The sequence below is a fragment of the Romboutsia hominis genome, assembly GCF_900002575.1.
Lineage (GTDB): Bacteria > Bacillota > Clostridia > Peptostreptococcales > Peptostreptococcaceae > Romboutsia_C > Romboutsia_C hominis.
The window spans coordinates 841,463-865,592 of the sequence record NZ_LN650648.1; the positions used below are offsets into that span (position 1 = coordinate 841,463).

Below are 24,130 nucleotides of genomic sequence, written 5' to 3' on the forward strand. Positions count from 1 at the left end.
TAGCTTTTAGCTAGAGTTTTATAGTATACTTGATAATATGAGTATAGCAATAAATAAGTTAAATGCTTGTATTGGAGGTAAGAATGAATACAGAAGAAAAATATAGTAATTATTCAAAAGAGGATGGGAAAATCTTAAATAAAATTTCAAATTATTATAGACTAGAAATAAATAATGAAATGAATTGTTCTAAGTGCCATACTGAAAGTAAATATGGAAGTAATTATTGTAAACAATGCGGCAATGAGCTTTTTAAAGTAGTAGATAAAAACTTATTTAATATAGTAGAAAAAAGTAAATTTAATATTAATAATATAAAAAGCTATGCTAGTAGCACTAATATATTTATAACCTCTGTATCATCTATATTGATTTTATTTATTTTATCTGTAATTTTTAATGGTATGATGGATATAAGTTTAGGAAAATTAGGGATTAGTATAAGTCCACTTCATACAATGCTAGGTATGAATTTAGGTAGTATTAATATAACATCATCATCTTTAATAGGTGTAGGTGAAGTAAGCGTACATTTAGGAGTAATATCTTTATTAATAGCACCTATAATATCCTTAGTTATAAGTAATATATTATTTATGAAAAATAAAAGTAACACACCTAATGAACTTATTATAAATTCTATAGGGGTTGGAATAGTTTACGCTTTATTTATGGCAGTTATAAGTATGATATCAAAAATTGAATTAAACTCATATGATATGATGAACATAGCTACTTTACTTAAAGTAAAGTTTGCTACAACAAGTATATTTATAAATAGTTTTTTAATAGGATTTTTATCTACATTTACTATAGGATATAAAAAAAGAATAGGCAAAGAAAACATATATATAAATATATTTAAAAAAGTTATAAATATATTTATGATAGGTTACATATTAGTATTTATAATTGTTGGTATACTTACTATATCCGATAGTACATATTTATACGAGTTTGGTATATCTGAATATATGAAATATATAAACACAGGAATAGTCGTAAGTCAATTGTCTGTTTATATGTGGGGATTTGCAAATTTAATTCCTATGGTTATAGGTGATTATACAATATCTATATTTAATATATTAAATTCTAATTTATTTTTTGATACTAAGCTTATATTTATAATAGTATTTATATTAGTAAGTCTTATAATATTAATAGCTGGATGTAATTTAAAGAAACATTTTAAAAATAATGATAAAAATGTATTACTTATATTTAGTATAATGTATTCTTTTGTTATGGCATTAATATCTATGTTAAGTAAAATTGATGTTGGTATGGGAATGTTAACTACAAATGTAAATAATCATAATGTTATTACATTTGGACTACCTATTATAATTACAATTATAAGTTCATTTATATATAGCTATATATTAGCCTTTATAGGATATAAACTTTATAACTTTGAATAAGTATAGTTGGAGGATAAATATGGAAAATATACAAGAGAAAATAGAAGGTGAAGTATCAAAGATTAAAGATAAAATAGAAAAGAGTAAAAATAAAGTAGACTTAATAAAAGAAAAAAATAGTATAAATAAGATTATAAATGAAAATCAAGAATTAAAATCAAGGCTATTTTTAGATATGGGGATATTAATTTATGATAAAATAAGAAAAAATGAAATCGTAGATACTGATTTTGATGAGATAAGTAATGAGATAGTAAAAATAGATAAAATAATATATGAAAATATGAAAATAATAGAAGCTTTAAATAAATCTATGGAAGAGAGTATATGTGAATGTGGAAACACAATAAGTAAAGGTGCTAAATTCTGTGCAGAATGTGGCAAAAAAGTAGAACTTAAGCTAGAAGAAAAAGAATATATAACTTGTGAAATATGTAATATGAATATAGATATAGATTCCATATATTGTACATGTTGTGGAAATAAAATAAATTAAAAAATAAGCATCACGTAAATTTTACGTGGTGCTTATTTTTTATTAATATAAATTGCATATAGATATATAATTATATAGGGAGGGGATATTATGAATGAAGTAATAAATACTATAAATAAAAGAGTGTCATTAAGAAGATACAAGGATAAAATGATAGAGAAAGAACATTTAGATTTAATAATAAATAGTGCAATAAAAGCGCCAACAGCAGGAAATATGATGATGTATTCTATTATAAAGATAACAAATAAAAATACTAAAGAATTATTAAGTAAAACTTGTGATAATCAGCTATTTATAAAAAATGCACAAGTAATATTATTATTTTTAGCAGATATGAGAAAATGGTTTGACTATTTTAATATATGTGATGTTAAAGATATAAAATCACCTGGAATAAATGATTTTATGTTAGGAGTAAATGATGCTATAATAGCATGTCAAAATGCAGTTTTAGCGGCTGAAAGCCTAGGTATAGGAAGTTGCTATATAGGAGATATTATGGAAAATTATGAAAAGCATAAAGAAATATTAGATTTACCAAGCTATACATTCCCAGCTTGTATGATAACACTAGGCTATTATCCTGATAATTTTAAAAAGATTTATAGAGATAGATTTGAAAAAGAATATGTTGTTTTTGAAGAAAAATACCAAAGATTAAATGAAGATGATTTAAATAAAATGTATAAATATAAAGAAGAAAAAATGATAAAAAATAACCCCAAAAATGCTAAAAACTTTGGCGAATTAATATACAAAAATAAAATTAGTTCAGAATTTTCAATAGAAATGGATAGGTCTATAAAAGAGTGGATAAAAGATTTTACTGGATAATTTAATAAAAAATAGTTACTTAATTTAATGAAAATATACTTTATATATGATAAACTATAATAGTATTTTGAGTTATGGAGGGAGCATATGGGAAAAGACAGAAAAGAAAGAATATCAGACGATACTTTTAGCATAACTATGGAATTAGAAAGACCACTAATAATAGATCAGATAAATAAGCATACTGAACAAAAGGAAAAAGAATTAAGAAGAAAAAATATCAAAAGAAAAATACTTATAACAATCGCTATAATATTAGGCATATCATTTTTAGGATTTTTTATATGGATAGGAAATACATATGAACCAGGAACATTGGCAAAAGAAGCGTTAATAAGTGATAAGAATGTAGAAGTTAAAATAGATAAAAATATAGTGTTTACTCCAAAAAATAAGGATGTAACTAAAGGGTTTATATTTTATCCAGGAGCTAAAATAAATCCAGAAGCTTATGCACCAATATGCAAAGAGATAGCAGAGGCTGGGTATGAAGTAGTTATATTAAAAATGCCACTTAATATAGCTTTTCTGGGAGAAAATGAAGCTAGTAAAGTAATGAAGGAATATAAAAATATAACACATTGGGTAGTAGGAGGACATTCTTTAGGGGGAGTGGTTGCTTCAAGCTTTGCAGCTGAAAACAACTTAGTAGATGGAGTTGTATTACTTTCATCATATCCTATGACTGATAAGTTAAAAAATATGACAAAAGACGTAGTGTCTATATGGGGAAGTAAGGATGGTGTAGTAAACTTTGAATCACTAATAGATTCTAAAAAAGATTTACCTAACAATACTACTTATGTAGAAATAGAAGGTGCTAATCATTCCTATTTTGGAGATTATGGACTTCAAAATGGAGATAATGAAGCATTAATAAGTGAAAAAGAGCAAATTAACAAAACTGCTAAGAGTATAATTAAATTCTTAAAAGAGATAAATTAAACAAAAAATACTATAGGAATCCTATAGTATTTTTATTTTTACATATTATTGTAAAATTTATAAAAACCTACGTCACTAATTTTAGTAGGATTTATATCCTTTCTAAAAGCATTTATAAACCACATAACATCATTTTTTCTTATAGATTTAAACAATATTAAAAATATAAAATAAAACAAAATAACTAACAATACTTGTGGTATAATTAGAGTCTTTATATTTGTAACATCAAAAATATATTTTACTATAGTAGCAGATAAAGTAACGGATATGGCTGGTTTTAAAATCCAATCACCTATAAGAAAATCAAGTTTTGTAACTTTTAATAGTTTATTTATACTTAAAGTTGCATTTAGTAAAGTACCAACAAATAATACTAATATAAAACCTTCAATACCCTTTTTAGGGATTACAAAAAATATTAATGCAATTCTAACACTCATATCTATAAGGTTATATTTTAATGTACTAACTTGTTGGTCAAGAGCATTTAAACTACCATCAACAACTCTATCTAGATACATAAAAGGTATCAAAGGAGCAAGAATTCTCATCATATCTCCAACTTTAGCGCTATTATATATAGTAATGCCCATTTCTTTAGAGTATATAATAAAAAGTCCTGATGCAAACACTGCTATCATAAGTGTAAATTTAAAAACTCTAGATATTATACTATTTACTCGATTAGTTTGATTAAGTGCTTTAGCTTCGGCTATTTCAGGTATTATTAGCGTAGAAAATGAAGCTAAAAATATAGATGGAAAGCAGAGAATAGGAAGTACCATACCCTTAATCATACCAAATATAGATAAAGAAGCAGAAGTAGTAGAACCAAATTGTCTAAGAGCATTTGGTATTAAAATATCTTCTAAAGTCCTAAGGCCTGTTTGTATATAAGCGCTACAAGCAATAGGAAAAGCTATTTTGGAAATAGTCAATAAACTACAATTAGAACTAGTACTATCAATGCGCCTAAATCCGGATTTTTTTTCAAATAAATATAGAATGTAAGAATAAACAGCTGCTAGTATATTAGCCACAGTCATAGCTATAGCTACTAAAATACAAGTATAATCAAGACCTTTAGGCAAATATAAACCTAAAAAAGTTATTATTATTATCATTGATGAAGATACTTCAAGAATATCTGAAGTTATACTTTTTACAATTTTTCTCATTCCATAGAAATATCCATGAAGACAAGAGCAAATACCGATAAAAGGTAAACTTAAAGCTAATATTTTTAGAGGGAATATAGTTCTTTCATCTCCGATAAATTTTATAGCTATAAACTCTGAACTATTGTAAATTACAAATGTAGTTAAAGAACTGAAGAAAAGACTATATACAAAGGCTCTATTCATAATTTTTTTTATATTAGCTCTGTTATTTTTTCCAAGTTCTTCAGCTATAAGCCTAGTGGTAGTTACTCTAATACCAGATATGGCAAAAGTAGAAGTCATTATATGAATACTCATTATAAGTTGATATAACCCCATACCTTCAGCACCAATTTCATTAGAAATATACACTCGAAATCCAGTATTTATAAATCCCAGTGTAACGGTGGTAAACGTTAAAATAAACGCATTTATTAAAAGTTTTCTTCTTTTAACTATGTTCATAAAATTTATCTCCTCATTAAGTTAATATATAGTCTATAAAAATAATTATATTAATATAGACATGTATATATATATGAAAAATTAATAGTAAATATTATCTATTAATAAAATTAAAAAAAAAGCAAAAATTAATAGTAAATATAAAAGCTGATAAGGAGAATAGATATGAGAATAAGGCTAGGATATGTTGCTATAGCACTTAATTTACCAAAAGTAACTTCATCAAGTACTCTTACATTTAAAAGATATTCTAGTATGAATAGTGATGAAGAAAGATTGAACAAATTAAAAAAAGTAACATATTCAAATATAATTGATTTAGAGAAAATATTAAAATATAATATAAAAAATAATATACACTTTTATAGAATAACTTCAAATCTTATACCATTAGCAACTCATCCAGAAGTTATGTGGGACTATAGAAAGTATTTTAAAAAAGATTTTGAATATATAGGTAAGATCATAAATGATAATAACTTAAGAATTGATATTCATCCAGACCAATTTAATGTAATAAATACTGATAGAGAAAGTGTATTTTTAAATACATCTAAGAATTTAACTATGCAAGCTAATTTTTTAGAAGATATAAATTGTAAGGATGCTAAGATGGTTATTCATATTGGTGGAGCAAAGGGAGGAAAAGAAAAAGCTATAGAAAGATTTATAACAAATTTTAAGAAACTTCCAGGTATAGTTAAAAATAAGTTAATCTTAGAAAATGACGATAAAATATTTACTGTAAAAGATGTTTTGTATATATGTAAAATACTGAATTTACCTATGGTTTTAGACATACATCACCATAATTGTAACAATAATGGTGAAAATATAGATAGATTGTTAAATGATATATTTAATACATGGAAAAATGAGAAACTGCAACCTAAGATACATTTTTCTACGCCTAGAGAATTTGAAAATGATAGAAGACATTCTGATTATATAGATGCTAAAGAATTCTTAAAGTTTATATATTTAATAAAAGATAATGTAAATAAGGATGTAGATGTAATGATAGAGGCTAAGAAAAAAGATTTAGCATTACAAAAGTTAGTAAGTGACATAAAAGATTTAGACAAATTTATAGTATTTGAAGATGAAAGTACTATTATATTATAAGATAAGGTTATTTTCTTAATATAAAAATAGTGTTTTAAATATAGAATAATTACTATTATATAAAAAGACATCTTAAAATTTAAGATGTCTTTTTATATAAAACGACTAACCAAAAAGTTAGCTATAGATTCATATGGTATTTTTTCTGTTTTTAATAAACCTTGTACAACTAAACCATCTATTATAGATACCAATAAAAAAGAAAGAGCTTCTGCATCTTTTTTATTAGTTTTTATAAGCTCTGATTTAATGGTATTTCTCCATTCAATATATTTAAGTTTTATTTCTTCTCTTAAATCATCATTACTAGTTATAGCTTCACAAAGTATATACATGTGAATTCTGCCTCTTCCTTCAATAGTTGATATTTTATCCATTATAAGATTTATCATTTGCTCGTTAGAAGCATCAGAATCTATATTACATACGCAATCAAGAGCAGCATTTGTAATAGCCATTAAATGCATGTTGGCTATATCTGATATTAAATCATCTTTAGAAGAATAATGATAATACAAAGTTCCTTTACTTATATCAACAGCTTTTGCTATATCTGCTAGGCTTGTATTTTTAATACCATTTTTAATCATCAAATCTGTTGCAGTAAGCAAAATATTTTCTTTCATATTATTTGGTTTCATGTGATATCCCTTTCAAATACTACTATTATAACAAGTAAATTATAATATCATAAAATTTTATTGTCAATAAATCATATAATTGAGAAGATCTCAATAATATATTTTAACTATTGACTTTTATATATAGTAAATATACAATGAAAATATAAATCAGTCAACCGACCGACTGATTTATATTTTTAATATTATGGTGAATTTAAAAATAATAAAGTGAGGAAAGATCTATGAAAAGGGTAAAAATAATAACAGATAGCTCATGTGATTTAAATAAAGATACAATAGAAAAATATGATATAGGCATAGTAAAACTTAATGTTTCTTTTGGAGAAGATGTTTATGAAGATGGAGACATAGAAAAAAGTGAATTTTATAAAATGATGGATAATTCTAATGAACTTCCAAAAACTTCTTGTCCATCTCCTGAAAAGTTTGTAAAGCATTATGACTGCAAGGAAGAGGAAATTTTAGTACTTACATTAACATCTAAATTATCAGCTACATACTCAACAGCATTGCTTGCTAAAAATATGTTTTTAGAAGAAAACAACAAAAAGATTGAAATAATAGATACATTAAATGGCTCAATTGGTCAAGGATTATTAGTTGTTAAAGCATGTGAATTAGCAGAGGAAGGAAAATCCCTTGAGGAAATAGTTACTGAAATTGAAAAATTAAAAAATGAAGTTATATTTTTTGGAGCACTAGATACTCTAGAAAATGCTATAAAGGGAGGAAGAGTAAATCCTTTAGCTGGAAAAATAATAAATGCTCTTAATTTTAAGATTATAATACAGGTAATAGATGGTGTAGTTAAACCAGTAGATAAAGCAAGAGGAGATAATAATTGTATAAAAAAAGTAATAGATAGTGTAAGTAAATATATAAATGATGATAAAAAATCATTAGCAATAGCACATTCAAATTGTATAGAAAAAGCAGAAAAAATAAAAGAGATAATGAAAGATAAATATGATTTTAAAAATATAACTATAAGTGAAGTTGGATCAGTTATGGGAACATATACTTCAAAAGGTGCAATACTTATAAGCATATTATAGTAGCTCAAAATATAAATAGTATTAAATAAATTAAAGGACTTACTCATATGAGTAAGTTCTTTTTTGTTTTATACTCCTATAAAATTGTAAAAATACTATTTTTAGGGGGGAGCATATGGAAACTTTAGATATTAAGATAAATAAAATGAAACAATATATAAATACTAAAGACATAAGTGCTATAAACAAACTAAAACTTAGTGTGATTAAAGATAATAATAAATACAATTTAAATGAAGATGATTTTAAATATATTGATGAGTATAATTACTATGTTAAATTTTTAAGAAATTTAAAAAGGTATATAAAATCAAATGATAAAAAAATATAATAATTAAAGAATATAAAGATAATTTAGATAGACTAATGTATATTATCATTAGTATAGATATAAATACTATATCTGTAGGAATACCTGTGAATATACAAACATTAAGTGGCAGTAAAAACAAGGCATATATGGAATGTGTATACTATCAATACAAAGAAAGATCTAGTTTATACATAAATAATTTTAGAGCTATTAAATCAAAAAAAGGATATGGTAGAAAAATACTTATTAATTTAAAAGATATAATTAGGGATATTAATAAGGTACTTAAAGAGAATAATCTAAAGGAAGTAAAAATTATAGAAGGTCTATTAGTAGCAGATGAGAATATTATAAGTGAAAAGGATTTAAGAAACTTATATAAAAAATATGGATTTATTATAGACAATCAAAATAATATATCTATTAACCTATAGAAAGATTGATTACAAATAAAGTTTTTTATAGGTTATAATATTATTTATACGAACTTAAGTGGAGGCTAAAATGATTAATAAAACAGACTTTTTAAATAGTTACAATATAAGTGAAGATTTTTTAATCGAAAATAGCATAAATTGGAATAATTTAGTAGATATATATGAGGACTTTAAAAATTATAGAAAAAGTTATGAAACGCAAGCTGAACTAATAGCAAATATATTAAGGGCACATAAAAAAGTACACTCAGTTAAAACTAGGGTTAAAGATGAAGAGCACTTATTAGAGAAAGTAATAAGAAAAACACCAGACAGAAGAAAAAAGTATGGAGAAGATTTTAATTTTACTGTATCAAATTATAAACAAGAAATAACAGATTTATTAGGAATAAGAGTTATACATATATTTAAGGAAGATTGGGAAGAAATACATGATTTTATAAGCCTTATGTGGAGTGTTAATGAAATAGTAGCAAATGTTAGAGAAGGGGACAATACTAAGCAGTTTGAAGAATTGGGTATAGAAGTATGCTCAAGAATATCGGGGTATAGATCAGTACATTATCTTATAGAATCTTACCCTACAACACAAAGGGTTATATCGGAGATACAAGTTAGAACTATATTTGAAGAAGGTTATGGAGAAATAGATCATCAACTTAGATATTCATTAAGCGAAATACCAGAGTTATTAGAACAAAATTTAATGTTATTAAATAGGATAGCAGGAAGTTCTGATGAAATGGCATCTCTTATAAATATGTTAAGTAAAAGTTTCGATGAAATGGACATAAGAAAATGTAGACTAGATATAAAAAAAGAGAAAATGTTAGCACTAAAAAAGAAAATAGAAATTAATAAAGAAATGAGTGACATTAAAAAATTAGAACTTATAAGAGATATAGATGAAATTTTAAGGTAATAAAAAGATACAAGTTTTAACTTGTATCTTTTTATTTAAATATATCAGATAGTTCAATGCTAGCACTATTTAAGTTAGAAGGTATTTCTAAATCATCATCAGTAGTTAATGTAGAGTTTATAGGTAATGATACTATAAAAGAGGATCCTTCACCTAATTTTGAGTTAACACTTATAGTACCTTGGTGAAGTTTTACAAATGATTTAACAATAGAAAGTCCTATTCCACTTCCTTCATTTTGTCGTGTAAATACACTATCTATTTGAGTAAACTTTTCAAATATTTTATTTAAGTTAGCTTCATCTATACCAACACCATTATCTTGAACTATAAAATTAAAATTATTTTTATCTGCAATTATTGTTGCAAATATATATTCTCCTTCACTTGAGAATTTTATAGCGTTTGAAAGAAGGTTTAGTACTATCCTTTCAATTTTTTCAGGATCAACACACATGTTAAGTTCTTCTACATTAGTGTCAAATATTATATTTAGTTTCTTAGATTTAGCATAAGGAATTACAGATAAAACAGTATTTTCTATAAATGATATTATATCTATATTTTTAAGTTTTAAGTTATAAAACCCACAGTCAAACTTAGCTACGTCGATAACATTATTTATAAGTCTAATGAGTCTATTTGAATTTTGAGAAATAATATTTAAGTTACTAAGTATTTTATCATCATTATGTAAAGTTTCTTTAGACAATAATATACTTAAAAGTTGATTAGCTGATGAAATAACAGTAACTGGTGTCCTAAGCTCATGACTTATATTAACTATAAAATTACTTTTTGCAATATTAGCATCTTCAGCAATCTTTTTAGATTTATTTAATTCTTCTTTGTGTTTTAAAGTTTTATGGGTATGTATAAGTAAAGCAATTATTATACATACTAGTCCAATTAAAGTAAAAGTAACAGGAAAAATAAGTTCCTTATACTTTTCAAAAAATGGAATAGGTTTATTTATTATTATTGAGTTTTTTGGAAGCTTATTTTCTTGTATATTATATTTAACTAAATTATCATAATTAAAACACCATACATTAGCCTCATCACTGGTTATAAGTTGTTTTGTATTTACTTTATCATCTAATATCGATTTAAGTAATTTACTTGCAAGAGTAGATTGTTCATAATGACTTACTACTTTCCCACCAACCATATTATCATAAAGATTATAGTTTAAGGTTGTAAACATAGGTGCATCTATATACTTAGAGATTGTTTCAACTGATTCATATATATATAAGTCTTTAGGTGAGTTAATTATATATGGATGTAGATACAAAACAACATCTTTATTTTTATCTATATTAGATAGCTTAGATAAAAAGGATTCATCAATTTTATCGGGTATTACAATATTTTTATAATTAAAATTTTTGTATTTAGATTTAAAGCTATAAAATTCATCAATCTCTTTTTTATACTTACTTTCATCACCACTTATTAAGATTAAGTTTTTATTTTCATTAAATAAATTATGTATTAGATTTAAATTTTCTGATATAGATGGATTTTCTATAACACCCCCATTTATATTACTCTCCATTGCCCTTTTTATATTATCTTCATCTGAAATACCAAGAAATACCACAGCAGTATTTTTAAATAACTCTAAATTATTTAGTGCAAAATCTAAAGCAGCATCGTCCCCGAGAATAATGCCATCATATTTTCTATAATTTTTAGTTTTAAATTTTATTAAATTATAGAAATTTTTTCTGAATTCTTCATCATTAAATTTTTTTATATCCATATATTCTATTTGAACTTCGTAGTTACTATCGATAGAATCACAGATACCATTTAATTGGTCATCAAATGTTATAAAACTTGGAGAGTATGAACTGATGAATAATACATTTTTTGTTGAAATTGCATTTGTATTTGTGGTATTTAGACAAAATAAAACTATTAATGTAGGTAATATTAAATACCTAAAATTATTTTTAACTTTATTCAACATTTTTATACACCCTTTTGAAAAAAATTGTAATTATATAGAAATTATAGCAGAAAAAAGTATAAATACCTACATCAAAAATAGAAAGATATTTTATAACACATATATAAATAATTGAAATAATATAAAATTATATATCTAATAAATATATTTGATAAAAAAGGAAAATAGGGTGCAAAAGTTAAATTCTTAAAAGTATGTTGTAATTTTAAGAAAAAGTTTGATACAAAAAATTTTTATATTATAAAATAGATATTTAGGTGGAGGGGCTATGCAAAATAATATATATAAAGAAGTTATAGAAAAAATAATAGAAAGCATAGATGAAGGTATACATTTTATAGATAAAAATGGAAAAACATTAATATATAATAATGCTATGGCAAAATTAGAACATATGAATAAAGAAGATGTATTAAATAAATCTTTCAAAGACGTATTAAAAAATATGGAAATAAAAAATAGTACGCTACTTAAGGTTATTAGAAATAAAAAAGAGATAAAAGATAATGTACAAAAATACTTAAACAAAGATGGAAAAGAAATAACTACTATAAATACGACAATACCAGTTAAAATTAATGGGGAGCTAATTGGCGCATTAGAAGTTTCAAAAGATATGACTCAAATTCAAACATTATCAGAACAGATTATAAAATTAAATGATATTAAGGAAAATAATAGAAAAAATAAGACAAAAGAAGGATATAATTTTAGCGATATAATAGGTGAAAGTGAATGTATAAAAAAAGCAATTAACATATCAAAAAAAGCAACTAAAAGTGATGCAACAGTATTTATATATGGGGAAACAGGAACAGGAAAAGAACTTATAAGTCAATCTATACACTATGAAAGTAAAAGAAGAGATAAACCATTTATAGCACAAAATTGTGCGGCACTTCCCGAAAGCTTATTAGAAGGAATACTATTTGGAACTGTAAAAGGAGGATTCACAGGTGCAATAGATAGGCCAGGTTTATTTGAACAAGCTAATAAGGGTACAATACTTTTAGATGAAATAAATTCTATGCCACTTCAACTTCAAGCAAAGCTACTTAGGGTGCTTCAAGAAGGATATGTAAGAAGAGTTGGAGGAACAAAGGATATACCAGTTGACGTAAGGGTAATAGCTACAACTAATGAAAATCCTGTAGATATATTAAATGAAGGAAAACTTAGGAAAGATTTATATTACAGATTAAATGTAATTTATATAGAAATACCACCTCTTAGAGAAAGAGGTGAAGACATTATATTGCTTGCAAATAAATTTATAAAAAAATATAATTATAAATTAAATAAAAACTTAATTGGTATATCTGAAAAGGGAGCTAAGGTACTTAAAAATCACTTTTGGCAAGGAAATGTAAGAGAATTAGAAAATACTATATACTCTAGTATGAGCCTTATGGAAAATGAAGATGTTTTAGATGAAGATATGATAAATATAAATGAATATAAAACCAATTTATCAGAAAATACATATATAATAGATATAGGCTCAAAGCCTTTAGATTGGATAATAGGAGATATAGAAGAACGATATATACATGAAGCTTTAGAAAAATCGGGAGAAAATGTAACAAAAGCAGCTGCTATACTTGGAATAACAAGGCAAAACCTTCAGTATAAAATGAAAAAATATAATATAAGAATTAATAGATAGTATAAGAGCAAAAAATTTTGCAGTACATGCAAAATTTAATGCTCTTTTTTTTTATTTTCAAACCTATTGATATATATCATTTGTATAAGGTATCAACAGTTTTATGATTAATATAAAATTCTTGCATGTAAAAAAGGAAAGATACCCTATGTATAAAAAATTACGAGGGGAAAAATAGATAAATTTTTAAAAAATAGGAAAAATTAAAAAATTGGCATTACTCTTGCTTTATATATAAAGCATAAAAAATAAATATAAGGGGGAAGTATATATGAGAAATATAAAAGTTGGAATATGGGGATTTGGAGCAATGGGAAGTGGAATGGCAAAAATGTTACTTAAAAAAAATGGAGTAGATATAGTTGCAGTTTGTGATATGCATCCAGAAAGAGTAAATAAAAGTGTATATGATGTACTAGGGTGTGAAAGAGGAGAAAGGCCAGAAGTTATAATAAAGCCTGATTATAAAGAAGCTTTCACTGATGAATGTGCAGATGTTGTGTTACTTGCAACTGACTCATTCACTAAAGGAGCATTTGATAAGATAAAATACATATTAGAAAGAAAAATAAACGTTATATCAACAGCAGAAGAAATGTCTTATCCAAAAGCACAAGAACCAGAATTAGCTGAAGAATTAAATAGGATAGCTAAAGAAAATGGAGTAAGTGTACTTGGTACAGGAATAAACCCAGGATTTGTACTTGATTTACTAATACTTGCTTTAACTGGAACTTGCGAAGAAGTAGAGTATATAAAGGCTGCTAGAGTAAATGACTTATCTCCATTTGGTAAAGCAGTTATGATAGAACAGGGGGTTGGAGTTACAAAAGATGAATTTGAAAATGGAGTTAAAGATGGATCAATAGCAGGTCATGTAGGTTTTCCTGAATCTATAAACATGATAACACATGGTATAGGATGGAATTTAGAAAAAGTAGAGGAAACTAGAGAACCAATAATGAGTAGTGTATATAGAAAGAGCGAGTACGCTGAGGTAGAAGCAGGAAATGTTGCAGGTTGTAGACAATGTGGATATGGATATGTTGATGGAAAAGTTAAAATAGAAATGGAACATCCACAACAAATATTACCTCACTTAGAAGGGCAATCAACAGGAGATTATGTAACTATAAAAGGTACTCCAAATATAAATTTACAAATAACTCCAGAGATACCAGGAGGGATAGGTACTATAGCAATGTGTGTAAATTCTATACCACATGTTATAAATGCAATACCAGGACTTAGAACAATGCTTGATATACCTGTTCCAAGAGCAATAATGGGCGATATGAGAGAATTAGTTAATTTAAAAGAAACTGTTAAGGCTTAAATATAAATTTATAAATAAAGAATATAACAAACCAATACTAGTAAATTAATTTTACTAGTATTGGAAAAAAAGGAGAGTAGATTTATGGATGCTAAGCGTGGAAATTGGGTAATAATTCACAACATAGTATTAGAATCTAGCCAAAGGGCGCCACAAGTTCCAGATGATACAAAATTACATCCTCTTGAAATGTGGGTTAAAGGATTTATAGAAGAAGATGCTAATATTGGGGAACTAGTCAATATAAAAACTATAACAGGAAGAAATGTAAGTGGAAAATTACTAAAAGTAGAACCATATTATGAACATGATTATGGAAAGTGTATACCAGAATTACTTCAAATAGGTTTACAGGCAAGAAATATACTATTTGGAGGTGAAGAAAATGAAAGATAATAGTTATAGTGCTGTAATGAGTAGAAAAAATGAAATAATGAAAAATGCAATAGGGATAGACTATACAAAGTTTGAAAACGAAGGAATATCCTTTGATTATGAAAAAATGATGAAAGAAACAGGATATTCTTTAAGCGAAATAGAAAAAATCCAAGGAAATTTCGCAGTAGGAAATACTCCATTAATAGAGCTTAAAAATATAACTAAACTTGCTAGAAAAGTATCGCCAAAGGGAAAAGGTGCAAAGATATTTGTAAAAGATGAAGCATGTAATGCATCTGGAAGTTTTAAAGCAAGACGTGCAGCAACAGCAGTATATCATGCTAAAAAGATGGGATATAAGGGAGTAATTGCAGCAACTAGTGGAAATTATGGAGCAGCAGTTGCATCTCAAGCAGCTATGCAAGGCCTTAAATGTATAATAGTTCAGGAGTGTTATGACAGTAATGGAATAGGTCAGCCTGAAATAATAGAAAAAGCAAGAAAATGTGAAGCCTATGGTGCAGAAGTTGTTCAATTAACTGTAGGACCTGAGTTATTTTATACATTTTTAACATTATTAGAAGAAACAGGATATTTTAATGCATCACTTTATTCTCCATTTGGGATAGCTGGTGTTGAGACATTAGGATATGAAATAGCTATGCAGTGTAGAGAAAAATTAGGAAAAGATCCAGATGTAGTAGTATGCACTAATGCAGGGGGAGGAAATTTAACGGGAACAGCTAGAGGACTAAAAAAAGCTGGGGCTACAGATGTTAAAGTAGTAGGTGCAAGCGTCAACCTAAAAGGACTTCATATGGCTAGTGATACTCAATTTAATAAAAAATCATTTACTACAGGGCACACTGGGTTTGGAATACCATTTTGTACTTGGCCAGACCGTTCAGATGTACCAAGATCAGCTGCAAGACCACTAAGATATATGGATAGATACTTAACAGTAAGTCAAGGGGAAGTATTTTATATGACAGAACTACTAGCACAACTTGAAGGTATAGAGAGAGGTCCAGCTGGAAATACATCTTTGGCAGTAGCATTTAGTTTAGCTAGAGAACTAGATGAAGACCAAATAATAGTAGTTCAAGAAACAGAGTATACAGGAGCTGGAAAACATATAAATCCACAACTTACATTTGCGCGTGAAAATGGGATAGAAATTAAGTTCGGAAATCCACAAGATGAAGTTTGTGGAGAAAATTTAATATTACCATCACATCCAAGTATGATAAAAGCAGTTGATTTAGACATGAATAAGATAAAAAAATCTTATATAAAAAATGCAATAAAAAATAATAATGTAAGTAAGTTAAATAATGAAGATATAGAATTTTTAGCTAAAGATTGTAAGTGCGATATAGAGTTTGTAAAAAATGTTGCTAATGAAATACTAGTTAAAGGGAAATAGCCTTACATACTAATTATTTCACTTATCATGATTAGTTAGTATAGAGTATAAAAAACTAAAAATTAGGGTTTAAAATTATAATATAGAGATTCGTAAATAGAAAGTAATAGAGAATAGGGGGAGACGTATGAAAAAGAGAAATGATGATTTTAATGAAAGAAGAGCTCATCTAGCAAATTTAAGTGATGAAGAATTAAAGAATAGATTTTGGAGCTTAGCAAGTGAAATAGTTGAACCGATGATAGAACTAGGAAGAAAAAATACCACACCATCAATAGAAAGATCAGTACTACTAAGAATGGGATTTTCTTCTTTAGAAGCTAAAGAAATAGTAAATGGTGTACTTGAAAATGGACTTATAGGAAAAGGTGCGGGGCATGTTGTTTATAAATTTTCCAAGGAAAAAAATATAAGTGTTCGCGAAGCTGGTCTTATGCTTATAGAAAATAAGTATTGGGATGAAGCAGTTAGTTTATTTGCGAAGGAGGGAGCACAATGTTAAAAGAAAATAAAAAATTAGATATAGAATATATATTAAAAGATCTAGAAAATTATAGACCAAAAAGAAGAGGCTGGACATGGAGAGAAAATGAAAAAGATTTAGAAATGGGACCTTTTAAATATAAGGATTGTTCAGCACCTTTAAAAGAAAGTGTAGCACTTCCTTCAGCTAAATACTTTAATAATATAGACCCTCAACCTAATGCAGTTATAACAACAGAAATAGCATCAGGAAGATTTGAAGATGATATAAGAAGAATGAGAATGGCAGCACATCATGGAGCAGACCATTTAATGGTTATAAGAACGGCTGGTCAATCTCACTTTGATGGATTAATAGAAGGAACACCACAGGGAATAGGAGGAGTTCCTATAACAAGAAAGCAAGTTAGAGCACAAAGAAAAGCTCTTGATTTTATAGAAGAAGAAGTTGGAAGACCAATAAACTATCATTCTTATGTAAGTGGAGTTGCAGGACCTGAGGTTGCTGTAATGTTTGCAGAAGAAGGAATAAACGGAGCTCATCAAGACCCACAATACAACGTATTATATAGAAATATAAATATGATAAGATCATTTGTTGATGCTTGTGAAGCAAAAAATATAATGGCTTTTGCTAATATGGCTCAAATAGATGGAGCACACAATGCAAATGCAACAGCTAGAGAAGCTTGGAAGGTTATGCCTGAACTTATGGTTCAACATGCACTAAACTCAGTATTCTCAGAAAAAGTAGGAATTAATAAAGACAATATATGCCTATCAACAGTACCACCAACAGCACCTCCAGCACCATGTTTAACACTAGACCTACCTTATGCAGTAGCTTTAAGAGAGTTATTTAGTGACTATAAAATGAGAGCACAAATGAATACTAAATATATGGATTCATCAACTAGAGAAGCAACAGTAACTCATGTACTTAACTTATTGACTTCAGTTTTAACAAGAGCTGATATACAATCTACTATAACTCCAGACGAAGGAAGAAACGTTCCTTGGCATATGTACAACATAGAAGCTTGTGATACTGCAAAACAAGCACTTGTTGGTATGGATGGACTTATGGATATGATAGAACTTAAAAAAACAGGTCCACTTAGAGATAAAGCAAGAGAGTTAAAAGAAAGAGCAGTATTATATATGGAAGAAATATTAGAAGAAGGTGGATATTTCGAAGCTGTTGAAAAAGGATTCTTTGTTGATTCTGGTAACTACCCAGAAAGAAATGGAGACGGAATAAGTAGAAAGATAAGAGAAGGAGTAGGAGCAGGAAGTGTATATGAAAGAGATGAAGATTATCTAGCTCCAGTTACAGCTCACTTTGGATACAATAATGTAGCTCAATATGATGAAACTTTAGTAGATAATCCTTCTAAGTTGATAGATGGATGTACTTTTGAAGAACCAGATAAAATAATATATATAGATGAACTAGATGATATGGATAATGTAAACGTAAGACTTAAAGAGGTAGAAGAATTTAGAAATTCTACTAATATAAAGCCAGAAATGGAATGGTGTGCAGATGGTACAGTAATGCTTACTATGATGCTACCAACAGATAAGAGAACTGCTGAATTTGCAGCTATAGAATTTGCTAAGAAAATGAATCTAGAAGAAGTAGAAGTTATCCACAGAGAAGTTATGCATAGTGCAGAAGGAACTAGAATAGAGTTGAAAGGTAAAGTTCCATTTAGCATAGATATAGCTAAACTTGATATACCAGAAGAGCAAAAGGTAATGACAGATGATGAAATAAGAGAAGATATAGAAAAAATGCCTATGAAAATCGTTTGTGCAACAATAGGAGAAGATGAACACTCTGTTGGACTTAGAGAAGTTATAGACATAAAACATGGTGGTATAGAAAAATATGGTATAGAATGCCACTACTTAGGAACATCAGTGCCAGTTGAAAAATTAGTAAATGCAGCAATAGAGTTAAATGCAGATGCTATACTTGCATCAACTATAATAAGTCATGATGATATACACTACAAAAATATGAAAAAATTACATGAATATTGTGTAGAAAAGGGAATAAGAGATAAGGTAATGGTAGCAGCAGGAGGAACTCAAGTAACGCCTGATATAGCAGTTGAAAATGGAATGGATGCTGGATTTGGAAGAAGTGATAGAGGGGTTAACGTAGCTACGTTCTTAGTTGAAAAAAGAAGAGAAAAATTAGCACTAGAAGGAAATAATTAAACATGAAAGTAGACGTATTAGTTGCTGAAATAGGCTCTACAACAACTGTTGTAAATGCCTTTTTCGGCATACATACAGACAGTCCAAAATTTATTGGTCAAGGTCAAGCACCAACAACTGTATTTGAAGGTGGAGATGTAAGAAATGGACTAAATGGAGCAATAGATGATTTAGCTAAGAAGTTAGGAGTAGACAGTATAGAATATAATGACTTTTTTGCTACATCTAGTGCAGCAGGCGGTCTTAAAATGACTGTTCATGGACTTGTATATGATATGACGGCTAAAGCTGCTAAAGAAGCAGCACTTGGAGCGGGAGCTGTTATACATAAAGTAACAGCGGGAAAACTAAGAAGAACAGATTTAAAAGAAATAAAAGAGATAAGTCCTAATATAATACTTATAGCTGGTGGGGTAGACTATGGAGAGCGAGATACTGCAATTTATAATGCAGAATTAATAGCAGGACTTAATCTAGGAATACCTGTTATATATGCTGGAAATATTGAAAATATAGAAGAAATAAAATTAATATTTGAAGATACAAACTATAAGCTATATATAGTTGACAACGTATATCCTAAAATTGATTATCTAAATATAGAACCAACTAGATGCGTCATACAAAATGTATTTGAAGAACATATAACTAATGCGCCGGGTATGGAACATATAAAAGAATTAGTCAATTCTCACATAACACCAACACCAGGGGCTGTTATGGAGGCATCAAAGCTACTTAGAAAAAATATAGGAGATTTGATGGTTATAGATGTAGGAGGGGCAACTACTGATATACATTCTGTAACAGAAGGAAATGATGGAATAAGTAGAATACTTGTAAATCCAGAACCAATAGCTAAAAGAAGTGTTGAAGGTGACTTAGGAGTTTACGTTAATATGAGAAATATAGTAAATACCATAGGAAAAGAAAATCTACAGGAAGAATTAAGTGATATAAACTTAGATGAAGTTATAGAAAATTATTTACCAATACCGAAAACTAAAGAACAAATAATTTTAGTAGAAAGACTTACTAAAGAAGCAGCTCTTCGTGCCACTAAAAGACATTCAGGAATTATAAGGAGTATATATTCTACTAGTGGTAAAAGTAGGATAGCTGAAGGTAAGGACTTAACAGAAGTTAGATATATTGTAGGAACTGGTGGTGCTTTAACTAGGCTTCCTAACAGAGTTGAAATAATGAAAGAAATACCTAAAAACAACAAAAATAAGGACTTATTGTTTCCAAAAGAAACTGTAAAGGTATTAGTAGATAATGACTATATAATGGCATCTCTTGGAGTATTATCTAAAAAATACGAAGATGCAGCTCTTAAGCTTATGTTAAAGAGTTTAAATTTTAAGGAGGAAACTTTGTGTATCCAAGATTAGAAATAAATATAACTAAACTTAAACACAATGTATGTAGGCTTAAAAGTATATTAAATGAAGAGAACTTAAAAATGGCTATAGTAACAAAAGCATATTGTGCAATTCCTGAAGTCGTAGAAGAAATAAGTAACGAATATGTAGATTATATAGCTGACTCAAGAATTAAAAATTTAAAGAAACTTCAAAGTCTAAAACTTCCTAAAATATTACTTAGAATACCAATGATAAGTGAATCAAAAGAAGTTGTTAAATACTCAGATATAAGTTTTAATTCTGAAATAGAAACTATATATAGATTAAATGAAGAAGCTAAAAACATTAATAAAGTTCATAATATAGTTTTAATGGTCGATTTAGGGGATTTAAGAGAAGGATATTTTAATGAAGAAGAGCTATGTAATGTAGTAGATAACGTATTAAACCTAAAAAATATAAAACTTATAGGGATAGGCACTAATTTAACTTGCTATGGAGCTATACTTCCATCACAGGAAAATTTAGGAGGGTTAGTAAAAATAGCTAAAAATATAGAAGATAAACATAATATAAAATTAGAATTTATATCTGGTGGAAATTCAAGTTCTATATATTTACTTCAAGAAGGAAAATTGCCAAAAGGTATAACAAATCTAAGACTAGGAGAAGCCATACTTCTTGGAAAAGAAACTGCATATGGAAACTTCATAGAAGAAACATATCATGATAGTTTTAAATTATATTGTGAAATTATAGAAATAAAAGATAAACCGTCAATGCCAATAGGAGAAATAGGTAAAGATGCCTTTGGAAAAGTGCCTCATTATGAGGATAAGGGTATAATGAAAAGAGCAATAGTTGGCATAGGAAAGCAAGATATAGATATTGAATCAATATTTCCAACTGATGAAAATATACAGATAATAGGTGCAAGTTCTGACCATATGATACTAGATATAACAAATAGTGAAAGTATATATAATATAGGAGATATACTAGGGTTTGTAGTTACTAGCTATGGTGGAATATTAACAGCTTGCACAAGTAATTATGTAGAAAAAAAAGTAATATATAACTTAAGTACTCAAATACAACTTGTATAGGTAAAAAGCTATCTTTAAAGATAGCTTTTTTTATAATATTTTATATAAAAATGGCTTTTAAGTTTATAGAATAAGTATATTTATGATTTTAAAAAAATTTAATTATAACGTGAAAAGTGATATAATACTACATGAAGTATGTTTAGGAATCAAACTAAAATGGAGGTAAATATGAAAAATTCCATTAAAATTTTTAAAACAGATATGAAGAATCTAATTAAAAATCCTATAGCTCTAATAATAGTGATAGGATTATGCTTCATACCATCGTTATATGCATGGGTAAATATAAAAGCTTGTTGGAACCCTTATGAAAATACTAGTACAGTTCCAATTGCTATAGTAAATAATGATAAGGGAACGACTCTAGATGGCAAAAAATTAAATGTTGGAGACGATGTCATAAGTGAACTTAAGAAAAATAAGGACATTGGATGGAAATTCGTTGACTCTAAAAAGGGTAATATGGGTGTATTAGATGGAAGCTATTATGCAATGATAGAAATACCTAGCGATTTTTCAAAGGACTTAACTAGTGTTACAAGTGGAAAACCTATAAAGCCAACTATTATTTATAAAGTAAACACTAAATCAAATCCAGTAGCAGGTAAAATAACAGAGGTTGCTGAGGAAACACTTGTAAATGAGATTAATTCAAATTTTATAGCCACTGTAAATAAAACTTTATTCTCTTCATTAAATACATATGGAAAAGATATTGAAGATAGTAAAGATAAAATATTAGAATTAAAAAAAGCTGTGATAGGTTTAGATGAACACATGGATATTATTAATTTTATACTTGATAGTGTCAATAATAATTCTGAGAACTTAGCTACATATTTAAAAAGTATACAAAGTACACTACCACAAGTTACAGGTGGGCTAGATGCAGTATCTAATAATAATATGAATACAAGTAAAAATATAGAAAACATAAAAGATAATTTAAATAGCTCATTTAATGGTATTAAATCAACTTTAAACCAGATTAATAATGAAAATAATCAGACAAAGGATATAGTAAATAGTATTAGTCATAATTCTGGTAATATTTCAAAAGCAGATGTTGCATCAGCGATATCGCAGATAAATAATCAAATTAATAGTACTAAAAACCAAATAGATTCAATTATTAAATATTTAGAAGAATTTAATGAAGTTAAATCTAATAAAAATATAAATAAATTAATTAATGAATTAAATATAATAAAAGATGAATTAAGTAAACAGCAAGAAAACATAGGGAATCTTAAAAATCAACTAAATGGATCAATAGAATCTATGAAAGATACATTAAACTCTATAAATTCAACTGCAAGTAATTTATCAAGTAATGTAAATAATGCAATAAATTCCTATGATTCTAAGGTTAGACCAGCACTAAACAATACTGCGGATAGTTTAGTAAATGCAGCTAAAAATGCAGCTACATTAGTAGATAGCTCAAAGGGATTAGTTCAAGCTTTAAATGATATGCTAGGGTATGTATCTAAAGGGAGTAGTTTAACTGCAGAAATGTCTAAGGATTTAGACTCTAAATTAAATCAATTTAAAGATACTATACATATATTAAGTACAGAATTAAAAAAAGTTAGTGATAATGATTTAAATTCTATAATATCAATACTTCAAAGTAAGCCACAACTTATGGGAAATTATATATCTAATCCATTTAATTTAAAATCAGAACCAATATATCCTATTGAAAATTATGGATCTGGTATGGCACCTATATATACAACACTTTCACTATGGGTTGGAGGATTAGTACTTACATCACTTCTTACAACTGAAGTGGATAAATTTAAAGAATTAAGTATAAAAGAAAAATACATTGGAAAAATGATTACATTTGTATTTTTAGCAATGATACAAGGTTTTATAGTAGGTCTTGGAGATAAATTTGTACTTGGCGTTCAAACTGAAAATCTAGGACTATTTATATTTACTACAGTACTTTCATCAGCAGCATTTGCAATTATTTTATATACATTGGTTTCTCTATTTGGGAATATAGGAAAAGCAATAGGTATAGTGCTTATGGTTATACAAATTGCTGGATCTGGAGGAACTTATCCTATACAAGTAGACCCTTTAATATTTAGAATAATGCAACCATTTTTCCCATTTACATATACACTAAGCAACTTAAGAGAAGCTATAGCAGGTCCACTTTTAAGTACAGTTATGTTTAATGTGTCTATACTTATAGTGTTTGGAGTAGTAACTATACTCATAGGATATTTACTTAAAGAAAAGCTTAATAAATCAGTTAGAAAATTTGAGAAAGAATTTAAAGAATCTGGTTTATCAGAATAATTATAGAGGTGAA

Annotated in this window: 21 protein-coding genes; 18 read left to right on the top strand and 3 right to left on the bottom strand. The window is 27.1% G+C overall.

What is annotated here, in order from left to right; translation table 11 throughout:
• The first annotated feature begins 83 nt into the window (after positions 1-83).
• From FRIFI_RS03950 to FRIFI_RS03965, 4 genes are all read left to right on the top strand, one after another.
• Positions 84-1,424, top strand: a complete 1,341-nt coding sequence (locus FRIFI_RS03950; RefSeq protein ID WP_166505038.1) for a hypothetical protein — start codon at positions 84-86, stop codon at positions 1,422-1,424.
• Positions 1,425-1,443: 19 nt separating this feature from the next.
• Complete coding sequence (locus tag FRIFI_RS03955) at positions 1,444-1,920, top strand: zinc ribbon domain-containing protein (RefSeq protein WP_166505039.1); 477 nt, start codon at positions 1,444-1,446, stop codon at positions 1,918-1,920.
• A 90-nt stretch (positions 1,921-2,010) separates the two neighbouring features.
• Positions 2,011-2,757, top strand: coding sequence for a nitroreductase family protein (locus FRIFI_RS03960; protein WP_207733502.1), 747 nt, complete (start codon positions 2,011-2,013; stop codon positions 2,755-2,757).
• Positions 2,758-2,844: 87 nt separating this feature from the next.
• On the top strand, positions 2,845-3,702 hold the full coding sequence (locus tag FRIFI_RS03965) for an alpha/beta hydrolase (protein WP_166505040.1): 858 nt from the start codon (positions 2,845-2,847) through the stop codon (positions 3,700-3,702).
• Between the two features lie 38 nt (positions 3,703-3,740).
• On the opposite strand, the gene FRIFI_RS03970 is transcribed toward FRIFI_RS03965, so the two are convergent.
• Positions 3,741-5,330, bottom strand: coding sequence for an oligosaccharide flippase family protein (locus tag FRIFI_RS03970; RefSeq protein ID WP_166505041.1), 1,590 nt, complete (start codon positions 5,328-5,330; stop codon positions 3,741-3,743).
• Positions 5,331-5,495: 165 nt separating this feature from the next.
• Here FRIFI_RS03970 and uvsE point away from each other — a divergent pair, with 165 nt between their 5' ends.
• Complete coding sequence (gene uvsE, locus FRIFI_RS03975) at positions 5,496-6,455, top strand: UV DNA damage repair endonuclease UvsE (protein ID WP_166505042.1); 960 nt, start codon at positions 5,496-5,498, stop codon at positions 6,453-6,455.
• A gap of 92 nt (positions 6,456-6,547) precedes the next feature.
• On the opposite strand, the gene FRIFI_RS03980 is transcribed toward uvsE, so the two are convergent.
• The gene (locus FRIFI_RS03980) at positions 6,548-7,096 is read right to left on the bottom strand and encodes a TetR/AcrR family transcriptional regulator (protein ID WP_166505043.1); all 549 of its coding nucleotides are present in this window, start codon (positions 7,094-7,096) and stop codon (positions 6,548-6,550) included.
• Between the two features lie 224 nt (positions 7,097-7,320).
• Here FRIFI_RS03980 and FRIFI_RS03985 point away from each other — a divergent pair, with 224 nt between their 5' ends.
• The 4 genes from FRIFI_RS03985 to FRIFI_RS04000 all read left to right on the top strand — a co-directional run bounded on the left by FRIFI_RS03985 (position 7,321) and on the right by FRIFI_RS04000 (position 9,826).
• Positions 7,321-8,154, top strand: coding sequence for a DegV family protein (locus FRIFI_RS03985; protein ID WP_166505044.1), 834 nt, complete (start codon positions 7,321-7,323; stop codon positions 8,152-8,154).
• Between the two features lie 115 nt (positions 8,155-8,269).
• Positions 8,270-8,485 carry a hypothetical protein gene (locus FRIFI_RS03990; protein WP_166505045.1) on the top strand — a complete coding sequence of 72 codons (216 nt, stop codon included), beginning with the start codon at positions 8,270-8,272 and terminating at the stop codon, positions 8,483-8,485.
• A gap of 35 nt (positions 8,486-8,520) precedes the next feature.
• Positions 8,521-8,901 (top strand): hypothetical protein, encoded by a 381-nt coding sequence (locus FRIFI_RS03995; RefSeq protein ID WP_166505046.1) that lies wholly within the window; start codon positions 8,521-8,523, stop codon positions 8,899-8,901.
• Between the two features lie 70 nt (positions 8,902-8,971).
• A complete protein-coding gene (locus FRIFI_RS04000) occupies positions 8,972-9,826 on the top strand; it encodes a RelA/SpoT domain-containing protein (RefSeq protein ID WP_166505047.1) in 855 nt (284 codons plus the stop codon).
• A gap of 31 nt (positions 9,827-9,857) precedes the next feature.
• On the opposite strand, the gene FRIFI_RS04005 is transcribed toward FRIFI_RS04000, so the two are convergent.
• Complete coding sequence (locus tag FRIFI_RS04005; RefSeq protein WP_166505048.1) at positions 9,858-11,804, bottom strand: sensor histidine kinase; 1,947 nt, start codon at positions 11,802-11,804, stop codon at positions 9,858-9,860.
• A gap of 268 nt (positions 11,805-12,072) precedes the next feature.
• Between FRIFI_RS04005 and FRIFI_RS04010 the strand changes: the two genes are divergently transcribed.
• The 9 genes from FRIFI_RS04010 to FRIFI_RS04050 all read left to right on the top strand — a co-directional run bounded on the left by FRIFI_RS04010 (position 12,073) and on the right by FRIFI_RS04050 (position 24,117).
• The gene (locus FRIFI_RS04010) at positions 12,073-13,470 is read left to right on the top strand and encodes a sigma-54 interaction domain-containing protein (protein WP_166505049.1); all 1,398 of its coding nucleotides are present in this window, start codon (positions 12,073-12,075) and stop codon (positions 13,468-13,470) included.
• Positions 13,471-13,741: 271 nt separating this feature from the next.
• Positions 13,742-14,806, top strand: a complete 1,065-nt coding sequence (ord, locus tag FRIFI_RS04015) for a 2,4-diaminopentanoate dehydrogenase (protein ID WP_092926751.1) — start codon at positions 13,742-13,744, stop codon at positions 14,804-14,806.
• An 84-nt stretch (positions 14,807-14,890) separates the two neighbouring features.
• Positions 14,891-15,202, top strand: coding sequence for a 2-amino-4-oxopentanoate thiolase subunit OrtA (gene ortA / locus FRIFI_RS04020; RefSeq protein WP_092926749.1), 312 nt, complete (start codon positions 14,891-14,893; stop codon positions 15,200-15,202).
• Complete coding sequence (gene ortB / locus FRIFI_RS04025; RefSeq protein WP_166505050.1) at positions 15,192-16,610, top strand: 2-amino-4-oxopentanoate thiolase subunit OrtB; 1,419 nt, start codon at positions 15,192-15,194, stop codon at positions 16,608-16,610. The genes ortA and ortB overlap by 11 nt, the downstream gene beginning before the upstream one ends.
• Before the next feature lie 127 nt (positions 16,611-16,737).
• Positions 16,738-17,112 carry an ornithine aminomutase subunit alpha gene (locus FRIFI_RS04030; RefSeq protein ID WP_166505051.1) on the top strand — a complete coding sequence of 125 codons (375 nt, stop codon included), beginning with the start codon at positions 16,738-16,740 and terminating at the stop codon, positions 17,110-17,112.
• Positions 17,106-19,322 (top strand): D-ornithine 4,5-aminomutase subunit OraE, encoded by a 2,217-nt coding sequence (gene oraE, locus FRIFI_RS04035; RefSeq protein WP_166505052.1) that lies wholly within the window; start codon positions 17,106-17,108, stop codon positions 19,320-19,322. Before FRIFI_RS04030 ends, oraE begins: the two co-directional genes overlap by 7 nt.
• A 2-nt stretch (positions 19,323-19,324) precedes the next feature.
• Positions 19,325-20,716: a GlmL-related ornithine degradation protein gene (locus FRIFI_RS04040; protein ID WP_166505053.1), complete on the top strand. Its 1,392-nt coding sequence runs from the start codon at positions 19,325-19,327 to the stop codon at positions 20,714-20,716.
• Positions 20,701-21,795, top strand: coding sequence for an ornithine racemase Orr (gene orr, locus FRIFI_RS04045; RefSeq protein ID WP_166505054.1), 1,095 nt, complete (start codon positions 20,701-20,703; stop codon positions 21,793-21,795). The genes FRIFI_RS04040 and orr overlap by 16 nt, the downstream gene beginning before the upstream one ends.
• Before the next feature lie 171 nt (positions 21,796-21,966).
• A complete protein-coding gene (locus tag FRIFI_RS04050) occupies positions 21,967-24,117 on the top strand; it encodes a YhgE/Pip domain-containing protein (protein ID WP_166505055.1) in 2,151 nt (716 codons plus the stop codon).
• Positions 24,118-24,130: the final 13 nt, after the last annotated feature.